The sequence below is a fragment of the Candidatus Spechtbacterales bacterium genome (assembly GCA_040879145.1).
Lineage (GTDB): Bacteria > Patescibacteriota > Minisyncoccia > Spechtbacterales > 2-12-FULL-38-22 > JAWVZY01.
The window spans coordinates 17,104-39,759 of the sequence record JBBDKX010000038.1 but is presented as its reverse complement, the minus strand read 5'-3'; the positions used below and the strand labels follow the sequence as shown (position 1 = coordinate 39,759).

24 protein-coding genes are annotated in these 22,656 nt (G+C 39.5%); 5 read left to right on the top strand and 19 right to left on the bottom strand.

The genetic code is table 11. The features are described 5' to 3' along the window. From WDZ40_04475 to dnaA, 3 genes are all read right to left on the bottom strand, one after another. On the bottom strand, positions 1-282 hold the full coding sequence (locus WDZ40_04475) for a DciA family protein (protein ID MEX0878074.1): 282 nt from the start codon (positions 280-282) through the stop codon (positions 1-3). 1 nt (position 283) lies between these two features. Then, positions 284-1,396, bottom strand: a complete 1,113-nt coding sequence (gene dnaN, locus WDZ40_04470; GenBank protein MEX0878073.1) for a DNA polymerase III subunit beta — start codon at positions 1,394-1,396, stop codon at positions 284-286. 220 nt (positions 1,397-1,616) lie between these two features. Next, positions 1,617-2,975, bottom strand: a complete 1,359-nt coding sequence (gene dnaA, locus WDZ40_04465; GenBank protein ID MEX0878072.1) for a chromosomal replication initiator protein DnaA — start codon at positions 2,973-2,975, stop codon at positions 1,617-1,619. A 279-nt stretch (positions 2,976-3,254) separates the two neighbouring features. Between dnaA and rpmH the strand changes: the two genes are divergently transcribed. From rpmH to WDZ40_04440, 5 genes are all read left to right on the top strand, one after another. Next, positions 3,255-3,401, top strand: coding sequence for a 50S ribosomal protein L34 (gene rpmH, locus WDZ40_04460; GenBank protein ID MEX0878071.1), 147 nt, complete (start codon positions 3,255-3,257; stop codon positions 3,399-3,401). Between the two features lie 26 nt (positions 3,402-3,427). Beyond that, entirely contained in the window at positions 3,428-3,769 is a 342-nt protein-coding gene (gene rnpA, locus WDZ40_04455; protein MEX0878070.1) for a ribonuclease P protein component, read from the top strand. A gap of 335 nt (positions 3,770-4,104) precedes the next feature. Beyond that, a complete protein-coding gene (locus tag WDZ40_04450) occupies positions 4,105-4,857 on the top strand; it encodes a YidC/Oxa1 family membrane protein insertase (protein ID MEX0878069.1) in 753 nt (250 codons plus the stop codon). 262 nt (positions 4,858-5,119) lie between these two features. Beyond that, entirely contained in the window at positions 5,120-5,572 is a 453-nt protein-coding gene (locus WDZ40_04445) for a R3H domain-containing nucleic acid-binding protein (GenBank protein ID MEX0878068.1), read from the top strand. An 8-nt stretch (positions 5,573-5,580) separates the two neighbouring features. Then, the gene (locus tag WDZ40_04440; protein ID MEX0878067.1) at positions 5,581-7,002 is read left to right on the top strand and encodes a flippase; all 1,422 of its coding nucleotides are present in this window, start codon (positions 5,581-5,583) and stop codon (positions 7,000-7,002) included. Here WDZ40_04440 and WDZ40_04435 read toward each other — a convergent pair. The 16 genes from WDZ40_04435 to WDZ40_04360 form a co-directional block, all read right to left on the bottom strand. Beyond that, positions 6,999-7,160 (bottom strand): hypothetical protein, encoded by a 162-nt coding sequence (locus WDZ40_04435; GenBank protein MEX0878066.1) that lies wholly within the window; start codon positions 7,158-7,160, stop codon positions 6,999-7,001. The two genes, WDZ40_04440 and WDZ40_04435, sit on opposite strands and share 4 nt — an antisense overlap. Before the next feature lies 1 nt (position 7,161). Next, positions 7,162-8,145, bottom strand: a complete 984-nt coding sequence (locus WDZ40_04430; protein MEX0878065.1) for a hypothetical protein — start codon at positions 8,143-8,145, stop codon at positions 7,162-7,164. After that, positions 8,130-9,725, bottom strand: a complete 1,596-nt coding sequence (locus WDZ40_04425) for a pilin (protein ID MEX0878064.1) — start codon at positions 9,723-9,725, stop codon at positions 8,130-8,132. The genes WDZ40_04430 and WDZ40_04425 overlap by 16 nt, the downstream gene beginning before the upstream one ends. A gap of 3 nt (positions 9,726-9,728) precedes the next feature. Next, complete coding sequence (locus WDZ40_04420) at positions 9,729-10,238, bottom strand: hypothetical protein (protein ID MEX0878063.1); 510 nt, start codon at positions 10,236-10,238, stop codon at positions 9,729-9,731. Between the two features lie 21 nt (positions 10,239-10,259). Continuing rightward, positions 10,260-11,234, bottom strand: coding sequence for a hypothetical protein (locus WDZ40_04415; protein MEX0878062.1), 975 nt, complete (start codon positions 11,232-11,234; stop codon positions 10,260-10,262). Between the two features lie 12 nt (positions 11,235-11,246). Next, complete coding sequence (locus WDZ40_04410; GenBank protein ID MEX0878061.1) at positions 11,247-11,996, bottom strand: hypothetical protein; 750 nt, start codon at positions 11,994-11,996, stop codon at positions 11,247-11,249. Positions 11,997-12,027: 31 nt separating this feature from the next. Then, positions 12,028-13,125 (bottom strand): peptidoglycan DD-metalloendopeptidase family protein, encoded by a 1,098-nt coding sequence (locus WDZ40_04405; GenBank protein ID MEX0878060.1) that lies wholly within the window; start codon positions 13,123-13,125, stop codon positions 12,028-12,030. Further along, complete coding sequence (locus WDZ40_04400) at positions 13,125-13,529, bottom strand: hypothetical protein (GenBank protein MEX0878059.1); 405 nt, start codon at positions 13,527-13,529, stop codon at positions 13,125-13,127. Before WDZ40_04400 ends, WDZ40_04405 begins: the two co-directional genes overlap by 1 nt. 1 nt (position 13,530) lies before the next feature. Then, the gene (locus WDZ40_04395) at positions 13,531-15,360 is read right to left on the bottom strand and encodes an ATP-binding protein (GenBank protein ID MEX0878058.1); all 1,830 of its coding nucleotides are present in this window, start codon (positions 15,358-15,360) and stop codon (positions 13,531-13,533) included. 25 nt (positions 15,361-15,385) lie between these two features. Further along, positions 15,386-15,748 carry a four helix bundle protein gene (locus tag WDZ40_04390; GenBank protein MEX0878057.1) on the bottom strand — a complete coding sequence of 121 codons (363 nt, stop codon included), beginning with the start codon at positions 15,746-15,748 and terminating at the stop codon, positions 15,386-15,388. Between the two features lie 37 nt (positions 15,749-15,785). Then, entirely contained in the window at positions 15,786-16,436 is a 651-nt protein-coding gene (locus WDZ40_04385; protein MEX0878056.1) for a hypothetical protein, read from the bottom strand. A gap of 138 nt (positions 16,437-16,574) precedes the next feature. Further along, positions 16,575-17,015: a PrgI family protein gene (locus WDZ40_04380; protein ID MEX0878055.1), complete on the bottom strand. Its 441-nt coding sequence runs from the start codon at positions 17,013-17,015 to the stop codon at positions 16,575-16,577. Between the two features lie 174 nt (positions 17,016-17,189). Further along, positions 17,190-17,714: a hypothetical protein gene (locus WDZ40_04375; protein ID MEX0878054.1), complete on the bottom strand. Its 525-nt coding sequence runs from the start codon at positions 17,712-17,714 to the stop codon at positions 17,190-17,192. Position 17,715: 1 nt separating this feature from the next. Continuing rightward, entirely contained in the window at positions 17,716-19,674 is a 1,959-nt protein-coding gene (locus WDZ40_04370) for a hypothetical protein (protein ID MEX0878053.1), read from the bottom strand. Positions 19,675-19,758: 84 nt separating this feature from the next. After that, complete coding sequence (rsmA, locus tag WDZ40_04365) at positions 19,759-20,679, bottom strand: 16S rRNA (adenine(1518)-N(6)/adenine(1519)-N(6))-dimethyltransferase RsmA (protein MEX0878052.1); 921 nt, start codon at positions 20,677-20,679, stop codon at positions 19,759-19,761. 26 nt (positions 20,680-20,705) lie between these two features. Further along, on the bottom strand, positions 20,706-22,592 hold the full coding sequence (locus tag WDZ40_04360; GenBank protein MEX0878051.1) for a UvrD-helicase domain-containing protein: 1,887 nt from the start codon (positions 22,590-22,592) through the stop codon (positions 20,706-20,708). Positions 22,593-22,656 lie beyond the last annotated feature (64 nt).

Here is a 22,656-nt window from a genome sequence, read left to right as displayed (position 1 = left end):
TTATATTGTAAATCTTATAAGACTAATAGGTTTTTCTATTTTTTTATTTATTTCATACCTTATATCCTCTTTGCGCGCCTCTAATTCACTTAATAAAAAACTGTCTTTTACTTGAATATAAAGTGTGTCTTTTTTTATTTCTTTATACTGAGTAAAAGAAGCGAGTTCCGGATGAACGTTTTTTATTGTCTCGCTCCAAACTACAGGCAACTGGGCATCATTTTTATTGTCCTCATAATGACTTTCTCTTTTTTTTATTAAATAAGAAAGGTCTATCCACATTTTAGTTTCCTCTTATAGGCATTAACACGTAAAAGTAATCTTTGTGTTTAGAAGATTCTAAAAGAGTCGGTCCTTCATTATTGTTTACTTTAAATAATATTTCATCTCCCTCTATATTATTTAAACCATCCAGAAGATACTGGCAATTAAAAGAAACCTCTTTGTTTTCTCCTTCTATTGCCGCATTCACAGAAGAATGAAATTTTCCTATATCATTGTTCTCAGACTCTATTTCTATTTTTTTTCCGGAAATATTTAGTTTTACATCGTTTATCCTACTTGTGAAAATATTCGCCGCTTTTACTTGTTGTATAAAATCTTTTTTAGCTACTATGCTTCTGGTTTTAAACTCCTTGGGTATTATTTGTGTATATTCCGGGTAATCTCCCTCAATAAGTTTGGATATCAGTTGAATATTTATTTTTTGATCACTCTTGTTTTGAATAACTACTTGGTTTTTATCCACAAAAAGTAAAAGCTGTCCTTCATTGTCTTGAAAACTTCTAATAATTTCCTGTACTGTTTTAGCGGGTAAGATAAATTTAAAATCTCCCTGCATACTTGTTTCATGATTAATTGTTTTTTCAGCCAATCGGAAGGAGTCTGTTGCAGCAAGTTTAATTCCATTTTTTGTAATACTAAAAAATACACCTGTGAGTTCCGGTTTAAGTTCGGAGGAAGCTACTGAGTTTATTACCTGACCAAGAGATTTTATGAAGTCTTGCGTATTTATTTCTATAGTATTTATTTTATTTACTTTGGGTAATATAGGAAACTCTTTATCGTCTTCTCCATTTAGTTTTATTTTATAATCTCCTTGCTCTATAAAAAGAGTGTTTTTTTCTGTTTTAATATGTAAATTTTCATCAGATAGGTTGTTTAAAAATCCGCTTAAAACTCTCGGTTGAACAGTAATAGAACCTTCTTTTTCTATTTTTGCCGGCATATTAACAGAGACTGCCATTTCAAGATCAGTAGAAATAATTTTTAAACTATTTTTTTCTGTTTTTATTAAAACATTATTTAATACCGGTAGAGATAAGTTTCTCCCAATATTTTTTTCTGTAAGATTAATTCCTTTTAAAAATAAATCTTTTTTAATTAATAACTCCATATTTATTGTATTTAGAAGTTTAGTTTTTTGTGGAAACAGTTGTTTTACTCTTTAAACTAAACAAATTAGGAGAGTAAAAAGGGTGGGAAACAGGAACGTTGTCTTGTGGATTTGTGGGGGATAAAAAGTATTTTTAAAAATAGATGTTTTAAAAATACTTTTTATCCACAGTTTTCCACACTACTGTATACATAGTATTCAACAACTTATTCTTTTTGGTTTACTCAACGTATAGCTGTTGTTTTAGAAAATTAAATTCCTCCTCAAAAGTAGTATTATCTTTTAGTTGGTACTCTATTTTATCACATGCATGTATGACTGTTGTATGGTCCTTACCTCCAAACCTGTCCCCTATTGTTGGGTAAGAAGTTTTAAGTTCTGTACGCATTAAATACATCGCCACCTGTCTTGGTAACACTATGTCTCTTTTTCTGTTTTTTCCTAAAAGCTCTTCTTCTTCTACTTCATAAAAATTACAAACTGCTTTTAATATTTTTTTATAGCTTATGGGTTTACTTGGTTTATGAGTGATGTGAGACAGTATTTTTTTGGCGCGTTCTAAATCCACTTCGTTGTTGTATAAACGCGAAGAAGCAACAACTAAGTTTAAAGCTCCTTCCAGCTCCCGTATGTTTCTTTGTATATTACTTGCTATATAGTGAATAACCTCATCTGTTAAAGATATGTTTCTATCTTTTATTTTTGTTTTTAGTATAGCTACCCTTGTTTCATAATCGGGATAACCTATATCAACAAGCATGCCCCCTTCAAAACGGCTTCTTAAACGCTCCTCCAGTGTGGGTATTGCTTTTGGAGGCCTATCAGAGCTAAGTATTATCTGCTTGTTTTGTTCATGGAGCGCGTTGAATGTGTGGAAAAATTCTTCCTGAGTCTGTTCTTTGCCTGCTAGGAACTGTATGTCATCTATAATAAGTACATCCTTCTTTCTATACTTATTTTTAAAACCATCTATGTCTTGGTTTTGTATGGAAGATATAAACTCACTCGTAAATCTCTCCGATGTTAAGTACACAACAGATATACCCTTAGAGGAAAACTTATTACCCAATGCCTGTAAAAGATGTGTTTTGCCCAAACCAACACCGCCATAAACAAAAAGCGGATTGTAGGTTAGCCCGGGTTTTTTGAAAATAGAAAAAGCGGCGGCATGCGCTAATTCATTAGATGGACCTACAACAAAAGATTCAAAGGTGTATTTGGGGTTAAGGTTTGTGTTTTTATCTATTTTAAATTCTTCAAATTGTAACTGAGACTCTTCTATGTCAGGAATACCATCTTTCCTTTTTGTATCCGTGAGGATGTTTTGAGGTTTTTTGTTTTCTATAATATACCTTATCTCTTTTATTTCGTTTTCTTGCGCGCGCAAAAATTTAAGTATTTGTTTTCCGTATTTATTTTCCAACCACTCCTTGCTAAACCCGTTAGGCGCAGCCACAGTAACAACGCCATTTTTTTTGTTTGCAATATAAGTATTCTTAAACCACGTAATAAAGTTGGCCTTTGATGTTTGTAGTTCTATTTCGTTTAGCACAGATTGCCAGAGTTCTTGTTCATCCATAAGGTTCCCAAGCCCCGTGTGAAATAAGCTATAAAATTCCACAGGAGATGAAAGTTGTTATAATATTTTTTAAGTTATACTAATGATACCTAAACAAGGTTGATAAAGTAAAGTCTTGATTTGTGGGGAAAATTGTGTGGAAGCTGTGGAATAGGTGTGGATAAGAATAACGTATAAAAAAGAAGAATAAAGCTTGAAATGTAACAAAAATACTGGTAAAGTATCATAGGTATAAGTTGGAACGGGTTTATAAATCATTTTAAATAATAATTTTAATTTATGGGAAAAGCAAAAGCACAAACCTACAACCCCAAAAAGAAAAAAAGGAAAAGAAAGTACGGTTTTTTGAAGAGAATGTCTTCAAAAACAGGACAACAAACTATTAAGAGAAGAAGGGCTAAGGGGCGTAAAAAACTCACTGTTTAATAAAAAACCAAAAAACTGGTTAATTTATGATTCCTCAAAAACACAGGCTGGACTCTAAGTCTTTTGAAGACACATTTCGTAAAGGAAAGAGTTTTAAAAGCACATCATTTTTTGTTAAAGTTGTAAAAAACAGCACAAAGAACACAAGAGTGGGTGTTGGGATTACGAAAAAACTAACAAAAAAGGCCGTTAAAAGAAATTACTATAAAAGAGTTTTAAGGCACCTTATAAAAAGTGTTTTAGAAAGTACAACACCGGGATATGATGTAGTAATTATCGCAAACGAGAACATGCGAGGACAAAAATTTGATAAGTTACAAAAAGAAATGTATGAACTATTTCGCAAAACAGGCATTATTAACAACTAAAGACCAACCTATTTTTTTAAGCAAACTGGGCAAAATACCCGGTTTTTTGGTTGTTGTGTTGATTACAGTATATCAGTGGACACTCTCTCCGGACCACGGAATTTTTAGCATGTATAACACGGGCGTCTGTAAGCACAGGCCCACCTGTTCTGAGTATACAAAGAACGCTGTAAAAAGACTGGGCGCCGCAAAAGGCTTGGTTGTTGGTTTTAGGCAAATTAAAAAATGCTATTAGCTCGCTTCACTCGCAGGTATTAGGTTTTAGCTTTTAGGTATTAGACTAACACCTAACTCCTAGTACCTAGAACCTTTTTGTGAACGAAGTGAACAAAACTATGAACTTTATTATTACAATTTTTAACGAAACAATATTTAAACCAATATTAAATTTTTTGTTGGTTATTGTTGATTTTATTCCGGGTAACGATCTGTGGATAGGAATAATATTAGTAACAATTATTATTCGTCTTTTCTTGTACCCGTTATCGTATAAAGCTTTAAAATCTCAAAGAGAGCTTACAAAACTTCAGCCTGAAATAAAAAAAATACAAAAAGAAAATAAAGACGATAAACAAAAACAGTCTATGGCTGTAATGGCTTTGTATAAAGAGAAGGGTATAAACCCCTTTGCCGGATGTTTGCCGTTTATTATTCAAATACCAGTTATAATAGGTATGTATAGAGTATTTCTGGTAGAGCTTAGAGGAGGAGATGCACTGCAGGGCTTAATTTACCCTTTTGTAACTGTTTCAGATAACATAAATGCGAGTTTTTTTAACATAGGTGTTATTACAGAGATAGGCCCCCTTTCCTTGGTATTCGGAATTTTAGCAGGTTTTGCGCAGTTTGTGTTAAGCAAACTTACGCTTGCTCAAAAAGATAAAACAGGACTTCCTGTTAGAACTAAGAGCAAAAAAAGCGGTGCGCCTGACTTTCAAAACATGATGGGTAAACAAATGACTTATGTTTTACCGTTCGTTACTATATTTATAGCACAAAGTTTTCCGGCAGGATTGGCGCTGTATTGGTTTGTTACGACCCTCTTTTCAATCGGACAGCAGTATGTTATTAACAAGAGTGTAGGATAAACTCGCCCCGTTAGAGTCGTAGGCACGCTACGTGCCCTCGCAGTCTCTAACGGGGCTCGCTTGGAACTCGCGCTTCCTACCTGCGCCGCCTGTCTGCGAGCGTCCTCGCTCAGGCAGGCTGCGCTATCGCGGCAGGCAGGCACGCTCGTTCAAGTATATAGTATATAGTATAGAGTATTCAGCAAAGCTAATTACAAAGCACCCCTGTATACTGAATACTCTATACTTTATACTTTTTATAAGGCGGAGCCGAAATAAAACTATGAGTACAGAGGCACAATTGAAAAAAGACATAAAAGAGTTCGTGGACAAAATGACATTCAATTTGTTGCACGATCCGGAAGTTAAAAGAACAGACGAAAGGTTTCTGGTGCATGTTTTTGTAGATGAACCCCGTGCGTTTATAGGAGAACGGGGCGCCAATCTGCGCGATGTACAATCTCTGTTTAGAATGGTGGTGAATAAAAAATACGGACCTGAAGTACAAGTAGACTTAGATGTAAATGGATACAAACAAAGAAGGGCAGAGTTTTTAAAAGAGTTTGCTCTAACCGCACGAAGAAGGGTTTTGGATGGTGAAAACCTTTTAGAAATGGAGCCTATGAACGGGTTTGACAGGAGAATTATTCACACAACACTTGCTGATTTTGACGATGTTGAAACAGAGAGTGTTGGGGAGCATCCTTACAGAAAAGTTGTTGTGCGTTCGGTATAAAACTACGAATGGGAGTTCTTGGAAAAATAACATTTAACACAATAGCGTCATCGTTGGGACGCGTTATTGGAGGCATTTTAGCCCTTGCGTCTGTCGGGTTTATTACCCGCGGGCTTGGCAAAGGAGGGTTTGGTGAGTATTCAACAGTGGTTGCGTATCTTTCAACATTTCAAATACTTGCAGATTTAGGTCTCTATTCTTTATTAACAAAAGAAATATCTCAAAAACCGGACAAAGAAAAAGAGCTTGTCGGTCACTATTTTACATTGCGCCTGTTTACTGCAGCGCTTTTTTTGTTTTTAGCGTCCATCCTTGTTTTTGCGTTCCCCTACTCTTTAGAGGTTAAAATGGGTGTAGTTATTACCTCCTCAGCTTTTTTGTTTCTTTCTTTGAGCCAGATATTTCTTGGAGTTTTTCAAAAACACACACAAGTATATAAGGCGGCGATAGCAGAGGTTCTCGGAAGAACCGCGCAGCTGGGGTTTGTGTGGTATTTTTTTACAAAAGAGGGTGTACTTGTATCGTATTTAAGTGCTCTGATAGTGGGCGCGTTTGTTATTTTTGCGCTCAACCTGTTTTTTACCAGAAAATTGGTGCGTTTTCGGTTGTTGGTATCTTTTAAAGAGTGGAGGCGCATAACCAAAGAGACTTTACCCATAGCTGCCTCTTTGCTTTTTACGCTTCTTTATTTTAAGGCGGATACAATTCTTCTTTCAATAATGAAGACACAAGAAGATGTCGGTATTTACAGCGCAGCTTATAAGGTCTTGGAAACATTGATATTTTTCCCCGCGGCCTTTATGGGCTTAATGTTGCCTGTATTAAGCAGATATGCCAAAAACAACAAAGAAAAACTGTCTCTTGTAATGTCGCAACTTTTAAAACTTATAACAGTTGGGGCGTTTCCTGTTGTTGTTGGCGGAGCACTTACAGCAACGACGGTGGTTTACTTTATTGGTGGCGCTGATTTTTTGGCTTCTGCTCTTCCGCTTCAAATATTATTTTTAGCTACGGGAGTAATATTTTTTGGAACTCTTTTTGGGAACACAGTCATAGCTTTAGGGCTTCAACGCAAGGCCATGTGGGCATACTTTGCGGGTTTTGTGTTTAATTTTGCGGCAAACATTGTTGTTATTCCCCAGTACTCATATATAGGCACAGCTTGGACCACTGTGTTTACAGAAATCTTAGTCACCACGTATCTCGTGTTTATAGTAAGAAAAGAGGTTGGGTTTAATGTGCCACTGGGTGCTCTAACAAAAATAGCCGCTGTAACGGCTGTTATGGGCTTGGGCGTATTTTATCTGACAACTCCCCTACAAACACCCCTCTCTGTGTTTAAATTTATTTTTGTTACCCTAAGCGCTGTTTCTATATATACGCTCTTTTCCTGGAAAGCGGGACTGTTTTCCCGCATAAGTATTGATTAGAAAAAACGTACTTGTGTTTCTTCATAAAGCCCGCTTTCGTTCTGCGGGTTGTTTTTATTCTCTATTTTTGATGCAAGTTTAAGGTTTAAATAAAAAAGCGCGATTAGTAAAATAAAACCTAAAATAAGCCCTAACCCTATTTTTATATGTGTGTTCATATTAGTTTACTAAGTAACCGCAATACAGCCTGGCCTCATTATTTGAATCTAAAACACCGCTTTCATGTCCTGAGAAATCATTCAAGCATTTGTTGCGCCAGCTGGTCGCAAACGTGTCTGTTAAAATCCCTGTATCGCAGTAGAAATAGCTGTTTCCAGCTACATCTTCTGTGTCATATCTTGCTCCTATAGAATAATTAGTACAATCTTGTCTTAAGACGCCCTCTTCAGTAGAGTCTATACCATCAGCACCGGGGGGTGGTTCGGGCTCACCAGATCCTTCGGAGGAAGAAATATCTGAGGCTTCTTTTACGCAAACGAACGCTTGTCCATTGTCTTGTGCTTCTGTGCAAAAATCAGAATAACTGGCGCTGTCGTGGTTGGTGCCAAAATGGCAGTCTGGACTGAAGCCCTCGTTGCAGTTATTAATATTCGCGACACAGTCAGCGCCTGTCCATTGGCAAGTAAAGGTCCCGGCCTCCTCTGCCGTTAAGGCCTGGCTTTTAGGCAGAGCAAAAGCAATATCTGTATCAAAATTGTAGTCTGTGCCGCCACCTGTGGTAGATAGAAAAACGTAAAGGTCCAAATTTGTTATGCCGGGATTTAAAATATTTAAAAAGAAAAAGGAGAATAAAAGCACCGCAACTCCTATCCAGACGTTTTTAAACTTTTGAAATGCCTCTTTTCTTTTCGCCGGCTTACCTCCGGATATTATGTAAACAAGTCCAGTGTAGATAAGTAGTACAAAAGCTAAAATCCCTGAAGACCAAAGAGTAAGTACATAAAAGAGAATTATTACTTGTCTTAATCCGACTTTTCCCGACTCATAAGCGTCGTTTAAATCAAAAATCCCTCCCGGCACCCTAAGCGGCGGGTAGTCAAGATTTAGTGTTTGGGCGTTTGATATGTTTAAAACAAAAAATAACCCAATGAAAATAAGGATGTTTAAAAAAAACAGTTTTTTAATCTTTAACTTGTTGGGCATGATCCATTAAACCTGTCACAGCAACCGCCCGACGTGTTGCCTATATAATTGTTACAGGAAGTAATATCTCCACCGTTATCAGAGCAAGAACTACACCAGGTATTGTTGTCCCACGAAGCTGTGCTTGGTGCGTCACATAAAACTTGGTTACGCTCTGAGTTTATACTGAAAGGCACAAGGCTTGAGTTTGTAATTCCTAGTATGGTAGCGCATGAGACAAACATATTATCTTCTTCTGTGGTGCTGAATGTCCCTCCTTCCCCAGTGCCTCCACTTGACCCCGTGCCTGCGCAAATGGATTCCGCATCTGTTCTTGTTGCATCGTTATACCACCCCGTGCTTATTAGTTCGTTTGTACACTGATCCACACAAGTACTAGTAGCTGTTCCGGAGGATTCACATTTGCTCATTATCCAATTCGCAGCTCCTATTGAACAGCTTAGGATGGAATCATCCCCACTCCCTTCTATGCAGGTATCAAGACAATAATCTGTTGTGTTGCCCGCATTTAAGCACGCCGCCATGTCGAAATCTCCCTCCTGGCTAAATAAGGGCAATTGAAACTCTTTGTCACTACCATCTACACCCAAAAGATTGGGGTCGCGCAAAAGAGCGCTTGTGGGGTTTATGTAGTTCATTATCACAGGCACCAAAAGAACCACCAACAGTCCCCACAAAACATCGGTAAATTGTTTTTTGGCTTTAACTCTTTTGCCTGGATTTCCGCCCGATAGTATAAATATAAAGCCAGCGTAAATGAGAGCCACAAAAGCAAGAATTCCCGCGACCCATATGGAGGCCGCGTATGCAAACAAGACAATGGTCGCCATTGTAACATTACCCCCTGTGTATAGGCTGTTTATGTCTAAGGGACCGTTCGGTGTTTGTACAATTGGATAATTTACATTCAATCTGTCAAAGTTGCAACGTCGGTCAAAGTCATTTCCGGACTGACACCCCGCTGGAGTATATATAACAGTTATATTCTCATTTAAAGAGTTCGGAGCCGTGCATCCATTTTCATCAATATCTATCCACACTGCCCAACATCCCGGATAGTTAAGGCTACAGCGACCGCATGCAGGCCCTTCCGCACACCTTCTGTCTATAGGCTCTCCGGTTGTGCATCCTGTGGGGGTGTATTCTACAGAGCTTATTTCATCTGTTGTTGTGGGAGCTACACAGTCGCTATCATCAATATTGTCCCACGTAGACCAGCATCCCGGATAGTTAAGGCTACACCGTTGGCACGTGTCGCTGGGTGTTGATGTGGATGAAGAACAGTCAGAAGGGCAGTTGGTTGAGGTTTCAAAGTTGAATCCATCGTTTTCACAAGCCCCATTACCACAGTTATGTCCCGTACAAGAATTATCCTGAGTGTAGGTAACAGGTTCGCCTCCGTAGGGGTCGCACGCAGTAACTGCCGTCCATTCTGCGTAAGAAAAACTATAATTATTACTACAACGTGTACAGGAAGTTTGGGCTGAAGCGGGGCTGGTATTTAAAATTACAAAGAATCCTGTTAAGAACAGAGAGAGCAGCAGTATAAAAGTTGTTTTTTTAGAAATACTCATTCTCATGGTTTAAAAATCTGCATCACAGTGCTCAAAAACGGGGTTAAAAATTATTGTTTGCTCATTTTGTTGATAGTAATTTTTCACCGCACCACTTAAGTAGAATAGTATTTTCATACTACACACGTCGCTTCTTGAAAACCCTTGAGCTAAAAACCATCCAAAAACTGAGTCCTGGGCATTTTTAAAGTCTGCAGCAAGTATTTCTACCATAAATGTGTCCGGATGAGGTATGTAGTCTATACGATATTCAGTTGTTTGGTGTATGGTTCCCGAATTTCCCTGCAGGGGGGATATAAGATTTTGCTTTAAAATTTTAGCATCTTGTGACTCGTTTCCTTTTTCATTAAACTTTTGCACAGTCTCCCCAGGTATTTGTATTGGTGAGCCAGTTGTATTTGTTATACTCGCAGGCTCATTATCAATAATATCCCTTGTTTTGTAGGCCCCCCAAAACACAAGAGCAAGCGATGTTGTCACAAATAGTAAGAACAGTATTATTTTGGTTTTTTGTGGCATGTTGTGTGATTGTTTTAAGGTCTAACAGGTCCACCTTGTTTTTGCGCATTCCCAGTACTCCCAACCCGAGCACCCTGGTCTGTTGTTTCTTATTTCAAAAAACCTATCTACAGCATGTGATGTTTCGCATTGCCAGTGGTGCCACCTGTGATACTCTGCCCTACAAGCCTGTTTTCCATACCTGTTATCCTCTAACTGGTACAACCCGACTGCCATACAATTTGTTCCCCCTTCGTTTTCTGCGTGAGGAACCCAGGTGCTTTCACAAGGTATAACTGTGGTGAAGAAGTAGTTTGCGTAATCTTCTACTTGTGCTGTTGATAATCCACCAGCTGAAAGCTCTGCCCGTAGTTGTTGGGATACTGTGTTTTGTATCTCTGCGGTTGAGGACCCTTCATGGTTGTAGGTTTCATTTGTGCCATTTTCCACAACTTCTGCACTACTACAGGATGAGGGTGTACCGCCTCCTCCACCCCCACCTCCACTTGTTCCTCCTGTACCGCTTGAGCCCCCTCTTATTAACAACCCTTCGCTTGTAAAGTATATCTCTTCATACTCTGTAGACCCTGAAGATGCTGTCGGAAACAAAGGGTCTTCAAACCCGGTTATTAGTTGTGGGTTTACTGTATATATTATAGCATTTGCAAGGAGTAAAATGGAAAGTCCCCACAGAACATTTATAAATCTTTCATTAGCGCGTGCGCGCGCGCCGGGGCTGGCCCCGCTTATAATATAGGACATTCCTGCAAAAATTAAAGCCAAAAAAGCCAGTATACCTGCTATCCACACACTTGCTCCATAAAAGACAACAAGCAACAGCGCGATACTAAGGTCGCAAAGCCCTATTTCCAGACAGTTTAAGTCTATAGACCCTGTGGGCGTTGGAATCTCCGGATAGTTTAATTCCAAGGTTAACGCATCTGCGTGAGGCGTGATAATGCTAAAAAGTATAACAAAAAAAAGTATACCAACTGTGTTTGAACGAAATTTGTTCAAAATATTCATAGCCTATTTTAGTATGTTAAACCCTTGCATAGCTTCTTCGCAAAGAGGAACTAGTGTGTTTACATTGTTATATATAGTGCAAATTAAAACATAAACCGAGTCTATTTTAGGATCTTTTATTATGTACTTAGAGGATAGCGTGTCTTCTATTTGAGCATCTACTATCTTGCCATCTATGAACCGGTCTTCTGTTAGGGGCCTTTCGGTTTTATAAATTTTGTATAAATCACTTGGCACTTCCCTAAGTTCGGCTCCAAACAGAAAACTTCCATGATTGTCTGATCGGGCCAGCCAGTCTATTAGGTTAAACCCTTCTTCATTTTCAAAAACAACAACACTAAGAACGAGACCGTCGTGTATGTGTTGTTCTGTTTCGTATTCGTTTATATCTTCTTCATGCTGTCCGTAAAGTAAATTTAAACCACCCAGCCCCCCCCTTACTTCTTCTACAATTTCCCAATCACTTGATACATCAATGCGGTATCCGTCATAAAAATTTGTTACGGTTTGCATACCATCTTCTTTTTGTATCTCTACCTTCCTTTGCCAACTTGTTTTTGGTAGTTCCGGATTCTCTATTAAATACTCCTCATTACCAATTGTTCCAGGAGGCACAGTTCTTTCTTCGTCACGCGGATCTGTTGTGCCCTGGTTTGTTAATAGTTGTATGAAAAACAACAACATAACAAGCACTAAAGATACTATAAGTAAAAACACTATCTTTTTCTTTGTTGTGGAGTTTGTTGGCTGCATAAGTAAGTATGGGTCTTAAATTATAAACCTATTATGTAAACGGACACCCAGCTTGTTTAAAAAGAGGAGCTCCGTCCATTGTTGGTCCGCCATAATTTCCACTGAGGGGTGGTGGACTACATTCTTCACTTCCGCTGGGCTTAACAATTGTTAAGTGTAAGTGTGCAACAGTACCATCTGCACGTCCATTGTATGTTGTGCCCACATATCCCAGTGTTTGCCCTGCAACAACAGTTGCCCCCTCCCTTATTCCAGAACCGAATGCATCAGAACAATCTAATGTAGTACCCATGTGTAAATGTGCATAAGCTCTTCCAGATTGAGTGCCAATTATCCACAAACGACACCCTCCGGAATCTATCCACCCCACCCTGTCCAGTGTTCCCGCCTCCATTGCGTATATAGGAGTTCCTTCGTTGGCCATAACATCGTGCCCGTTGTGGCGCGCGCTTCCCCTGTCGTAACAGTACGCAGTAAAAGAGCTTGTAACCCGCAGAACTGGACATGCTAACTCAGGACAAGGGGGAAGTTTAAAACACTCTGTTTCGCAAGCCGGCATGCCACCACATTTAGCCAAACACTGTTCTTGGCAAGATATGACAGGCTCCTCACCATCTCCAGTGCCACCGCCTCCACTACCATTGTCAACAAAAAATCCTTCAAACTTAAACCCTTCAAACTCTACCTCCTGATATGTTTTATCGTTAGGCGCAACAGCTACAACAAGAGAGTCTTCTAAGTTTAAAATTTCAGGATTTACCACATTTAAAAGTGCTGTAACGAATAATAATATAACCAGTCCCCACAGCACATTTTTTAATCTGCGGAGGGCCTTTCCGCGCCCCACCATGCCTGAGCCGGAAAGTATGTAAACAAACCCCACGTACACAAGAGAAATAAAAGCAAGTATTCCGGCAATCCAAATAGCGGCTCCATAAATAAACACAATAAGACCAGCTACGGTAAACCCCCCCTCGTCTGTTATGGTGTCTAAGTCTAGAGGCCCTATTGGTGTTGGAATTGTCGGGTAGTCAAGCTCAAGGGCTAATGCGAAAGAAGGAGCACTAAATAGTAAAAATATCAGTAAAAACAAGAACCCTATAACTGATTTTTTGATGTAGAGTTTCATTATGCTTTTCCTTTGCTAAATTCCATAAAAAGATAAATGGTCCATGAAAACGCTATGTCACCAAGTACGGGTACAGCTTCAATTGCGGACACCAAACCCGTTCTTTTTGCCGCACGCGCCACTCTTTTCCCTGTAGGCATGTGTTTTGTTTTAAAGTACATATATACGCCTATTGTGCCCATTGCTAAAATATCAACAGCAATAGAGATTGCGAGACCCACACCAAACACAAGTATTAATATGGCGCTTAATACCCCCATCATATCAAGTATAAAGGCCCACATAAGCCACAAAAATGCCTCAGGACTGCCCAAGCCTGGTACATTTTCGTAAGGGTCTTTTTCCTCCTGCTCAGCTTTTTTTGCTGCCGCCTCTTTTATTCTTTTGTTTATTTTCTCAGTCATATTATAACCGATCCTTAGACTCTTCTATTTGTAAGAGTTGTTCGGGATCCGAAGTTATTATCTGGTCTTCTATGTAAGAGGCTATAACTTTTATTGCGACATGTTTTGTTCCCGCAAAGAAAAGTCCTTCCCCTACATTATCTTCTAATAGAAGATATTTTTCTTCATCTGTAAGGTTAAATATTCTTTGGAGTTGGTCTATTGTTGCCGGAGACTGTTTCATTAATATCTGCAGGGATGAGTTTGTGATAATCGCTCTTCCATAGTCGCTCGTAGAAAAGTCTTCTATGTCCTGGGTTATTGTTGTAACCCCGAGGTAGTATTTTCTTGCTCTTTTGGCGATACCAAAAAGAAATGCCGCGCTTTCATGATGTTGAAGCATCCACCACGCCTCGTCAATTACGAGCATTCTTTTCTTTAGTGTGCGCCTTATAGCATTCCATACATAGTTAATTATAAGGTACATAGCTACGGGACGAAGTTCATCTTCCATATCCCGAATATTAAACACAACAAGCTGTCCTTCAAGGCTTACATTTGTTTGCTTATTTAAAAATCCTGAGTATACGCCATCCGTGTATTTAAGAAGGCGTTGCGCTAAACTTGCGCCTCCCTCCATATTTTGCAGTACGGTTTGCAGGTCCTGCATTAACGGTGGTGTTTTTTCCCAATATCTGGGTGTTTCCGGAGATATATCACGCGAGTCATATGTTTGGATTATAGCCTCGTTTAAAACACTCTCTTCTTCCGGCGTCATGTCTCCCAACATTATCTTTAAAAGCCCGATAAGGGTTATTATGTTTGCGCGAAAAAGCTCTTCAGGTTTTTCATCCTCCTGGGGCTCCCGCAGATCAAAGGGGTTTATCTCGTCTCCGCTGGTTAAAGATACACGGAAAAAACTTCCGCCCGTGGTTTCTGCCAAGTATTGGTACTCGTTTTCGGGGTCTATTACTATAACGTCCACTCCAAACATCATAGAGCGGAGCACCTCCAGTTTTACGGTGTAACTCTTACCTCCGCCTGATTTTCCGAGTATTACAGTGTTGGCGTTCTCAAGAGAGAACCTGTCAAACAGAATAAGACTTGAATTGTGCCGGTTTATTCCATAAAGAATTCCCTCATCCATTGTTAGGTCAAACGAAACAAAAGGAAAGGTGGAAGATAGGGGCGAAGTGTTCATGCTGTTTGTCAGGTTAAGATAATTAAGCCCCAGCGGTAGGCCGGAGTTAAAACCCTCTCTTTGCTGATACACGGCCGGTTTTACATATACAAGACGGCTTTCTAAAATAGAGCGAAGCTCATTTTCTATCTCGTTTACCTCCTTCTCGCTTTTTGCGTAGATTATAATATAGAGCCCAAACTTGAACATTTTTTCTTCGGATGTCTGCATTTTGTCCCGCAAATCTTCAATGTTCTCATAAGCCGCTTCAAGCAGCGGGTCGCGCACAAGGCCTTTTTCTTCTCTTTCCATCATTTCCGCCTCAACACTGGTTAACTGGTTTTGAAGCTGTTTCATAATGGTAGCTGTATCAGCCGGCTCTATAAATATAGAAACATCTACTGTTCTATCTATGTTTATAATAGGACTTAACCAGTTTTCTGCCAGATATCTGGGGTAAGAGAAAGCAAAAAGAGTACGGACGAATGTATTCCCCAACTTTACATTGTTTGCTGTAACCTCAAGTGCGGGCGGAGCTATTATATCAAGAAGTCGCTTGCGCTTGTCCACTTGTTCAGACTGCTGCACCACCTGGTACGCCTGCTGGAAGGGTTGAGGACCCTTTTGAGGTTGGTTATTCGGTTGTTGGTCACTTAGTGGGTTTTCAGGCATGTGTTTAGCTTATAGCTTATAGCTATTAGCTACTAGCTTTTAACTTTTTTATCATTATGTTTAACATTTTCATAACTTCTTCCAAAAGATTATCAACTTTTACATAGTTTAATTGTTTGGTTTTTGGTAATCGTTTTGCTATTTCTATTTGTGTTTCTAATTCTGCGCCAGATGCATAAGCTATTATCAAAAAGTTTATAAAATCTTTTCTTGTGGACCTGTGCCTACCTTCAGCTATATTTGAAGGTATAGAAATTACCGATCTTCTTGTTTGTGCCGTTAATCCATAAGTTTCTTCTTTTGCGTATTTTTCGGTTAGTTCATATACAGCAACAACTAATTCCATTGCGCGTTGCCAAACCTTTAGTTCTTTATAAGAATTTATCATAAGCTAATAAGCTGAAAGCCAGAAGCTAAAAGCTGTTTTAAAACATTGGTTTTATCGCACCGCGTTTTCTGAGGTCTCCCCCGTTATATATACTCCAAAAAAGAGAAACCAACTCCTCCGTTGTCATCATGCTTGCAGATATACCCATTCTATGAAGACCACTCGCAACAAAGTCTACCCTCTGCATCAACTGTCCTTTGAAGTACAAGAATTTTTCGGCCTCCATCGTTCCCAGTTGACTTTGTTTTCCTATAAGACTTTTCATTCTTTCATTTGCTCCCCCCTGTGTTGTTGCCACGTCTATTAAACTGAAAGGCACTATAAGATAAAAGTCTGTGGAGACTATGTTTGCCTCCTGCACAAAACGCTGTATAAATTTTACATATTCTTGTGTCTGCATTTTTAGAAGGTCGGAACGTTGCTTGGCTTCCATCGCCTGTATTGTTCCTACATACTCATCAACATTCATCATGCGGGAGTTTACCAGTATTTGTATGGGAAAATCCAAAGAGTTAAGAAAGTTTTGGTATTGGTATATGGTAGCTTCCTGCTCGTCATGGCTTTTTAGGGCAAAGTTGACACTTGATACCTGGAGTATGGCTCTAAGTTCTCCGCCCTTAACAACAACGACATCGTTTCGGATGTTGTCTATTGGTATAAAACTTTGTGTTGTTGCTGTTGAAGGCATAAATTTTTCTTTGAAAAATTTCAGATTTCACAGATAATAACTGATTACACTAATTATTTTAACAGGCTTCTTTAGGTTTTATTGTTCATCTGTGGTATCAGCTATTATCAGCGTAATCTTGAAGCTCGCGAAGCGAGCTTACTCATCGAGCAATTTCGCTACGTCTTTTATTTCACTAACACTCGGCTCTTTGGATGCCTCTTCGGGCACTTCGTAAGACTGTGCCGTTTTTTTTTCTGTTCCCGCTCCCACTATTTTATCAAATAGTCCGCCCTTCGGTTTTTTTTGAACAACATCTTCTTGTTTTCCCCATAAATACAGCCTCGGTTGTAGAAAGTAGTTTAGAAGAGAGAATACAATAGTTGTTAGTGGTTGTCCGTTTATCTTTATAAACGCAAGTATTATGGCGGCACTTGTGAGTACTATGGCGGCAAAAATAAATGTAATTTTATTTAAAACAAACCAAAGCACAAATAAAACCGCGGCATCTATGCCGAATATTATCATCTGCCGAACTGTTAGCGGGCCTACAAGTCTTGTTTCCCTGTCTATAAATTGTGGTACGGGATATTGTGCCATAGTCGCTACGCTCTAATTTTAAATTTAAAATTTTAATTTAATGCCTTAATGTTCCAATGTTTTAACCTGCCTGCATACCAATCGGCATGTAAACCGGCAGGCAGGAATTCAGTCATTTAAAATTGTTTTAAAATTGGAAATTTAAAATTTGAAATTACGAAGACGAAGTCTGAGTTAGAATCTTTCATCTTTCTCCTCCTCTTTGTTTTGGGATTTTTCCAAACCGTCATCAAATTTTTTTTCGTTTACCTCAGGTGCCGGAAAAACTTCTCTTACAACACCTTCGTCAGGTGTCGGTAGTTTCTCATTCTCTTGTTCAAAGTTTGTATTTTGAGGATTGCTTGTTTCTTGCGAAGCATGTAATTCCTGCCAGTTTTTTATCGCCTGCTCCTGCATGGCTGCCAACTCCCTGGCTACGGGAGCAAAAATTTCCGCACGCACGTCATGCGCAATGTTTTTCGCGGTGCTTTCATCAAGACCCGCATCTTCTTGAAGCGCCTGAATAAAACGTTTTATAGGAATAAGACCAACAAGTACGTGGCCAACAATCTGTGTACAGGATATTTTCTGGTTTGTAATTCCGTACCTTGAATAAATTATACCAAGAATATTCCCAACACCCCCCGAATCTATTAGCTCGAGAATTTTTTCAGGTGCCTTATTTTTAGTAGAAATATATGTTGCGTATTCTATTTTCATTTTATAGTATTCCTGCAAAATCAGGATCATTTTCTAAAGCATTTTTAAGCTCCTTCCATCTTCCCCCAGCATTGTCAAGCTCAGTTAATATGTTCTGAGTGGATGAATTTGGTCCAAGGGTATTGAAACTGCCTATTATAGCATTTTTTAGGTTTGTTTTTAGGTTGGTACTCATAGCAGTATTATTTGTTTTAGAAACTTTGTTGATAACATGTCTTAATTGCTTCACTTTTGCGTCATCATTTTTTATTACACCTTCAACAACATGCCGTTCATTGATTGCTGAAAGCGTTAGATTGTATAAATCATTTGCCGAAAGTCTTTCTGTTTTTGTTCTTACGTCTGTATCCGTTTTTCCTAAATGCTTTTTAAGATGATGGGGATTATTTTTTATCCATGCATCTTGTAGATTCTCACCTTTTTCCGTTGTTCTAAATTGGGCCATATTTAGATAAGATTTGATTTTCTTGTCATCTATTGTATTGTTTCGAATAGCGGAATCAAGATCGTCGGCGTGATTTCTACCTGCCAGATTCATAATAGCAGCCAATTTATCAGGGTCCTTCTCTGTTTTTATGTGAGCCTGTAATTGATCCCACGTCATTCCGGTATAATCTTTTTCATGTTTTCTCCACTCTGTTCTTTGTTTTCCTTCAAATCCCTGCAACCTCCTTCCCGCACTTCTGAAGGCACCGCCCATAACGGGAACCTTTGCGGCTTTTGATCCTGCTATTCTTGTGCCAGCTGCCCCCACTGTTCTCGCGCTTTCTCTTTTTACAACTCTTCCCGCTGCTCTTCCGGGGGCTGTGGCGGCCTGCCTTACTTTGCTTGTGCCCCATTTTTGGAATCGCTGTGCTCTGCTTATAATCATTTTGCTTCCGGCCGCGCTTGTTTTAAAACTCATAACAACCCCTGTAATCAACGCGCCTATTGCGAGGAAGGATTGCATAGACCTACACACAAACCCACCCTCGCTATCCAGTACACCTAATCCTATAGCTTCTTCTATTGGCTCCGCTCCGCTTGGAAGACTCGCTGTACAGTAACCCGCTCCTTCATTAAGGAATATACCGGCAAGCCACAGAAAAAAGAGCATCGGTACCGCGATAAGCGCCCACTGTAAAAATGTATCCCACCACTTGTTCCAAAGCTGTCGCATCTTTCCACTGCTCCATATAAGTCCGAGAAATGCCACGGGCGAGAGTATAACTAAAAGCATTAGCGCCAATATTCTTCCTATAAAGAGCGCCGTTAAGAGCATGAATACAAAAAATAGAATAATTCCAAGTACGCTTGTTATAAGAGGACCGGCTATCAACCCTATCATTCCGCTGGCAAATTCCTCCGCGCTTCCCAGGGTTTCCAGGGTTTGTGCCGTTTCTCTTCCAGCTTGCAGGGCGACATCAAAGGGCGACACTCCTATGAGGGCGCTCAGGCTGTTTTGCGCGGCATTAAAGAAAACACTTCCAATAATATTGCTAAAGTCTATAACTATCCCCGTAATTACATTTGTGAAGTTTATTAGCAGTGCAACCAGGAAAAACATCGCGAGGCGGTCTTTGTTTAGCTTAAGGTTAAGCATTGTGCCGACGCCTATGCCGACAAGTATTAGTATAAGACCCATGTTTGCCAGGTCTCGCATAACGGGCCACCCCGCATTAAAGACATCTCCGCTTGTGTATGGCATTGAAAGGGAGAGGCTTATTGCCATTTCAGCAATATATCTTGCAAGCCACACAGCGGTATAGATTACAGAGTTTATTATAAAGAAGAGTATGCTTACAGCTCCACCTATAAGAAAGAACCCCATCTCTAAAACAGCCCTCTCTATGGCGTCAAGGAAAAAGTTTGCATGAGCAAATTTAGGAGTTGCTAAAAAGAGGAGTAACACCAAATAATACCCCTTTTTGAGAGAAGGTCTTTTTAGATTATTTTTTAGAGGGTTTAATAAGCCCATCATTACTTACTATTATACAGTACTTTAAAGGGTTTGTGTTTGTGTATAACTTATGGTCATAAAACACAAAACACAAAACACGGAACATTAAAACTTAAGTGTTAATTTTTTCCAGTCATCAACGCTTAACGTTTCGGCGCGTTGTTCGGGCTTTATGCCACACTCTTTAAGTATTTTTTCTACTTTATCACGTTCAATACTTAGGACGCGTGAAAGATTTCCCGCAAGCTGTTTCCTTGGAGCAGAAAAACCCGCTTGCAGTACTTTAAAGAATTTAGTTTCATCAACACCAGGTTTTTTGATATTTTGTACAGTCAAAATAGCTGAGTCCACTTTTGGGCGAGGCCAAAAAAACTCTTTCGGAACCTTTTCTATAATTTTAGCCTCCCCATACAGTTGCACGGAGACAGCAAGAAGGTTCATTCGGGGTGGCTTTGCACATATTTTTTCCGCAACTTCTTTTTGGATAATAACAGTAATTGAAACAGGTTTTAGATTAGCCTGTTCTAAAAAGGTCCTAAATAAGCGCGCCGTTAAATAATAAGGAGGAGCGCCAACCAGCTTGTAGGTATCAAGCTTTAGATCGTAGCCTTTTGGGTTTTCCTTTGCTTGGTTATTGTGATTTGAGATTTGTTTGTTTCTTGCCTGCCCGCCTCGACTTCGTCTCGCGATGTCGGGCTGGGTTTCTTGTATCTTGGTTATTTCAAATTTCAAAATATCACCCTCCACTATCTGTATGTTTTCAAATCCCCTTATCTCATGTTTAAGAATTTCTACCATATTCTCGTCTTTTTCCACCGCAATAACCTGACCCGCTTTTTTCGCCAGCTCTTTTGTTATAGCTCCGGTTCCGGGACCAACCTCAATAACTGTGTCTTCTTTCGACACCTCCGCCGTTTTAATAAGGGCATGAACCGCATTCGGCTCATTTAAAAAATTTTGACCCAGGACCTTGTTCGGCTCTACATTGTATTTCTCAAGCAGTTTTTTAATTGTTTCATGTCCCATACTCTGTATCATTGGTTATTTGTCAGTTAATACCAGTCAATTAAATCTTCTGTTTCCCCGCCTTCTTCAAGAGGTTTAAAAAATATATGCTCTTCTGGTATTTCAAAGAGAAAACTGCTTGGTGGGTTGCTTTGTATGCTTCCCCATATCATCCTTCTGCGAGTAAAGAGCAGATACGCCTTTTCCTTGGCGCGTGTTATTCCCACATAAAGAAGCCGTCTCTCTTCCTCGTACTCGCTTTTATTCATCATACTGCTCGAGTGTGGCAAAAGACCCTCTTCACACCCCGCTATAAACACTACGGGAAATTCAAGTCCTTTTGCCATGTGTAATGTCATAAGGTGTACAAGGTTAGAATCCTGCGCGACATTGTCGGCCTCCTGCATAAGCGCTACGTCTTCTAAAAATGCTTCCAAGGCCTCGTTTAAAGGTAGTGGGGCGTAATCCTCTGTTACCGAAAGAAGTTCCTGAATGTTTTGCCACCTCTCCTCCCCTTTTTCAGTTTTGTCTCTTAATATCTTTTCAAAATTAACTTTTTCTATAACAAACCTCAAGAGTTGTGTAAGAGACATATCTTTGTTTTTTGCTTTTTCCTGTATCGCCTGCGATAAAATATTTACAGCTTCTGTTTTGGTTCTTACGGGTTTTTGTATGTTTTCCTTGAGCATGCTAAGTTTTAATTTTTCTAATCTGTCTGTCGCGGCCATATCACCCGGGTTTTGTACAAGACGAAGCCATGCTATTGCATCTTTTACTTCTTGTCTTTGGTAGAACTTTACTCCGCCTACTATTTTGTAGGGAACGCCGTTTCGCAAAAAAACCTCTTCAATAGCTCGGGACTGGGCGTTTGTTCTGTAAAGCACGACGAAGTTGTCCAACCCATAACCTTTTTCTTCAATAAGACTTTCTGTTTCGGCGAGTATAAATTCTGCTTCCGCGTATTCGCTTGCCAATTCGCATATGTGAATAGGTTCTCCGGTTTCATTCTTTGTCCACAGGTTTTTAGCGTATCCCTGTGAGTTTTTCTGTATTAAAAAGGATGCAGCTTCAACTATGTTTTTGGTAGAACGATAGTTTTGTTCAAGTTTTATTATTTTTGCGCCGGGCCATTCACGTTGAAAATTTAAAATGTTCTCTACCTTTGCGTTGCGCCAACTGTATATGGCTTGCGCGTCATCACCAACAGCACAGATATTCTTTGAATTTTTTGCGAGCATGGCAAGAAGAGAACTTTGCGCTGTGTTTGTATCCTGGTACTCATCTACCATTATATATTGAAATCTTTTCTGATATTTTTTTAAAACATCAGACCTGGTTTCAAAAAGCAAGACCGCCTGCATTATGAGGTCGTCAAAATCAAATCCGTTGTTGTCGGCAAGTGCGCTCTGGTAGCGTGAATATATTTCCGCAACCTGTTTTTCAAAAAAGTCGCCTGTTTGAGAGCTGTATTCTTCGGGAAGCAGAAGGTCATCTTTGGCATGTGATATTGCAGACCTGATTTTTTGGGGCGCCAGCTGTTTGGGGTCTATTTCCAGCTCTTTCATTATTTTTTTTATAAGAGACAACTGATCACCATCATCATATATAACAAAAGATGATGTATACCCTATAAGCGGAGCATTCTCTCTTAAGATTCTCACACAAACAGAGTGAAAGGTTCCCATAACAGGCAATACTGCTTGTTGCTGAGCGAGTAACTGTATTACTCGCTCACGCATTTCCAAAGCGGCCTTGTTTGTAAATGTAACAGCCAGAATACTTTTTGGATGTACCCCTTGCGCGATTAAATATGCCACCCTATGCGTCAGTGTTTTGGTTTTGCCGGAGCCCGGACCTGCCAGTATAAGCAACGGTCCCTCCGTTGTTTTGACAGCCTCTTTTTGTTGTGGATTTAAGGATGATAGTAAGTCCATAGAATGTGGATTATATGTATTGACAAAGCATACCCTACTGCTATCATATAAGTATTGGTGCTTA

What these genes read in the sequence shown, in the direction of transcription:
- WDZ40_04410 (MEX0878061.1), bottom strand. Translation starts at nt 11,996, where the DNA reads ATGCAGCCAACAAACTCCACAACAAAGAAAAAGATAGTGTTTTTACTT.
- WDZ40_04370 (MEX0878053.1), bottom strand. Translation starts at nt 19,674, where the DNA reads ATGATGGGCTTATTAAACCCTCTAAAAAATAATCTAAAAAGACCTTCT.
- dnaA (MEX0878072.1), bottom strand. Translation starts at nt 2,975, where the DNA reads ATGGATGAACAAGAACTCTGGCAATCTGTGCTAAACGAAATAGAACTA.
- WDZ40_04430 (MEX0878065.1), bottom strand. Translation starts at nt 8,145, where the DNA reads ATGCCCAACAAGTTAAAGATTAAAAAACTGTTTTTTTTAAACATCCTT.
- rpmH (MEX0878071.1), top strand. Translation starts at nt 3,255, where the DNA reads ATGGGAAAAGCAAAAGCACAAACCTACAACCCCAAAAAGAAAAAAAGG.
- WDZ40_04395 (MEX0878058.1), bottom strand. Translation starts at nt 15,360, where the DNA reads ATGCCTGAAAACCCACTAAGTGACCAACAACCGAATAACCAACCTCAA.
- WDZ40_04435 (MEX0878066.1), bottom strand. Translation starts at nt 7,160, where the DNA reads ATGAACACACATATAAAAATAGGGTTAGGGCTTATTTTAGGTTTTATT.
- WDZ40_04385 (MEX0878056.1), bottom strand. Translation starts at nt 16,436, where the DNA reads ATGCCTTCAACAGCAACAACACAAAGTTTTATACCAATAGACAACATC.
- WDZ40_04445 (MEX0878068.1), top strand. Translation starts at nt 5,120, where the DNA reads ATGAGTACAGAGGCACAATTGAAAAAAGACATAAAAGAGTTCGTGGAC.
- WDZ40_04440 (MEX0878067.1), top strand. Translation starts at nt 5,581, where the DNA reads ATGGGAGTTCTTGGAAAAATAACATTTAACACAATAGCGTCATCGTTG.
- dnaN (MEX0878073.1), bottom strand. Translation starts at nt 1,396, where the DNA reads ATGGAGTTATTAATTAAAAAAGATTTATTTTTAAAAGGAATTAATCTT.
- WDZ40_04400 (MEX0878059.1), bottom strand. Translation starts at nt 13,529, where the DNA reads ATGACTGAGAAAATAAACAAAAGAATAAAAGAGGCGGCAGCAAAAAAA.
- rsmA (MEX0878052.1), bottom strand. Translation starts at nt 20,679, where the DNA reads ATGGGACATGAAACAATTAAAAAACTGCTTGAGAAATACAATGTAGAG.
- WDZ40_04360 (MEX0878051.1), bottom strand. Translation starts at nt 22,592, where the DNA reads ATGGACTTACTATCATCCTTAAATCCACAACAAAAAGAGGCTGTCAAA.
- rnpA (MEX0878070.1), top strand. Translation starts at nt 3,428, where the DNA reads ATGATTCCTCAAAAACACAGGCTGGACTCTAAGTCTTTTGAAGACACA.
- WDZ40_04450 (MEX0878069.1), top strand. Translation starts at nt 4,105, where the DNA reads ATGAACTTTATTATTACAATTTTTAACGAAACAATATTTAAACCAATA.
- WDZ40_04380 (MEX0878055.1), bottom strand. Translation starts at nt 17,015, where the DNA reads ATGGCACAATATCCCGTACCACAATTTATAGACAGGGAAACAAGACTT.
- WDZ40_04405 (MEX0878060.1), bottom strand. Translation starts at nt 13,125, where the DNA reads ATGAAACTCTACATCAAAAAATCAGTTATAGGGTTCTTGTTTTTACTG.
- WDZ40_04425 (MEX0878064.1), bottom strand. Translation starts at nt 9,725, where the DNA reads ATGAGAATGAGTATTTCTAAAAAAACAACTTTTATACTGCTGCTCTCT.
- WDZ40_04390 (MEX0878057.1), bottom strand. Translation starts at nt 15,748, where the DNA reads ATGATAAATTCTTATAAAGAACTAAAGGTTTGGCAACGCGCAATGGAA.
- WDZ40_04420 (MEX0878063.1), bottom strand. Translation starts at nt 10,238, where the DNA reads ATGCCACAAAAAACCAAAATAATACTGTTCTTACTATTTGTGACAACA.
- WDZ40_04475 (MEX0878074.1), bottom strand. Translation starts at nt 282, where the DNA reads ATGTGGATAGACCTTTCTTATTTAATAAAAAAAAGAGAAAGTCATTAT.
- WDZ40_04375 (MEX0878054.1), bottom strand. Translation starts at nt 17,714, where the DNA reads ATGAAAATAGAATACGCAACATATATTTCTACTAAAAATAAGGCACCT.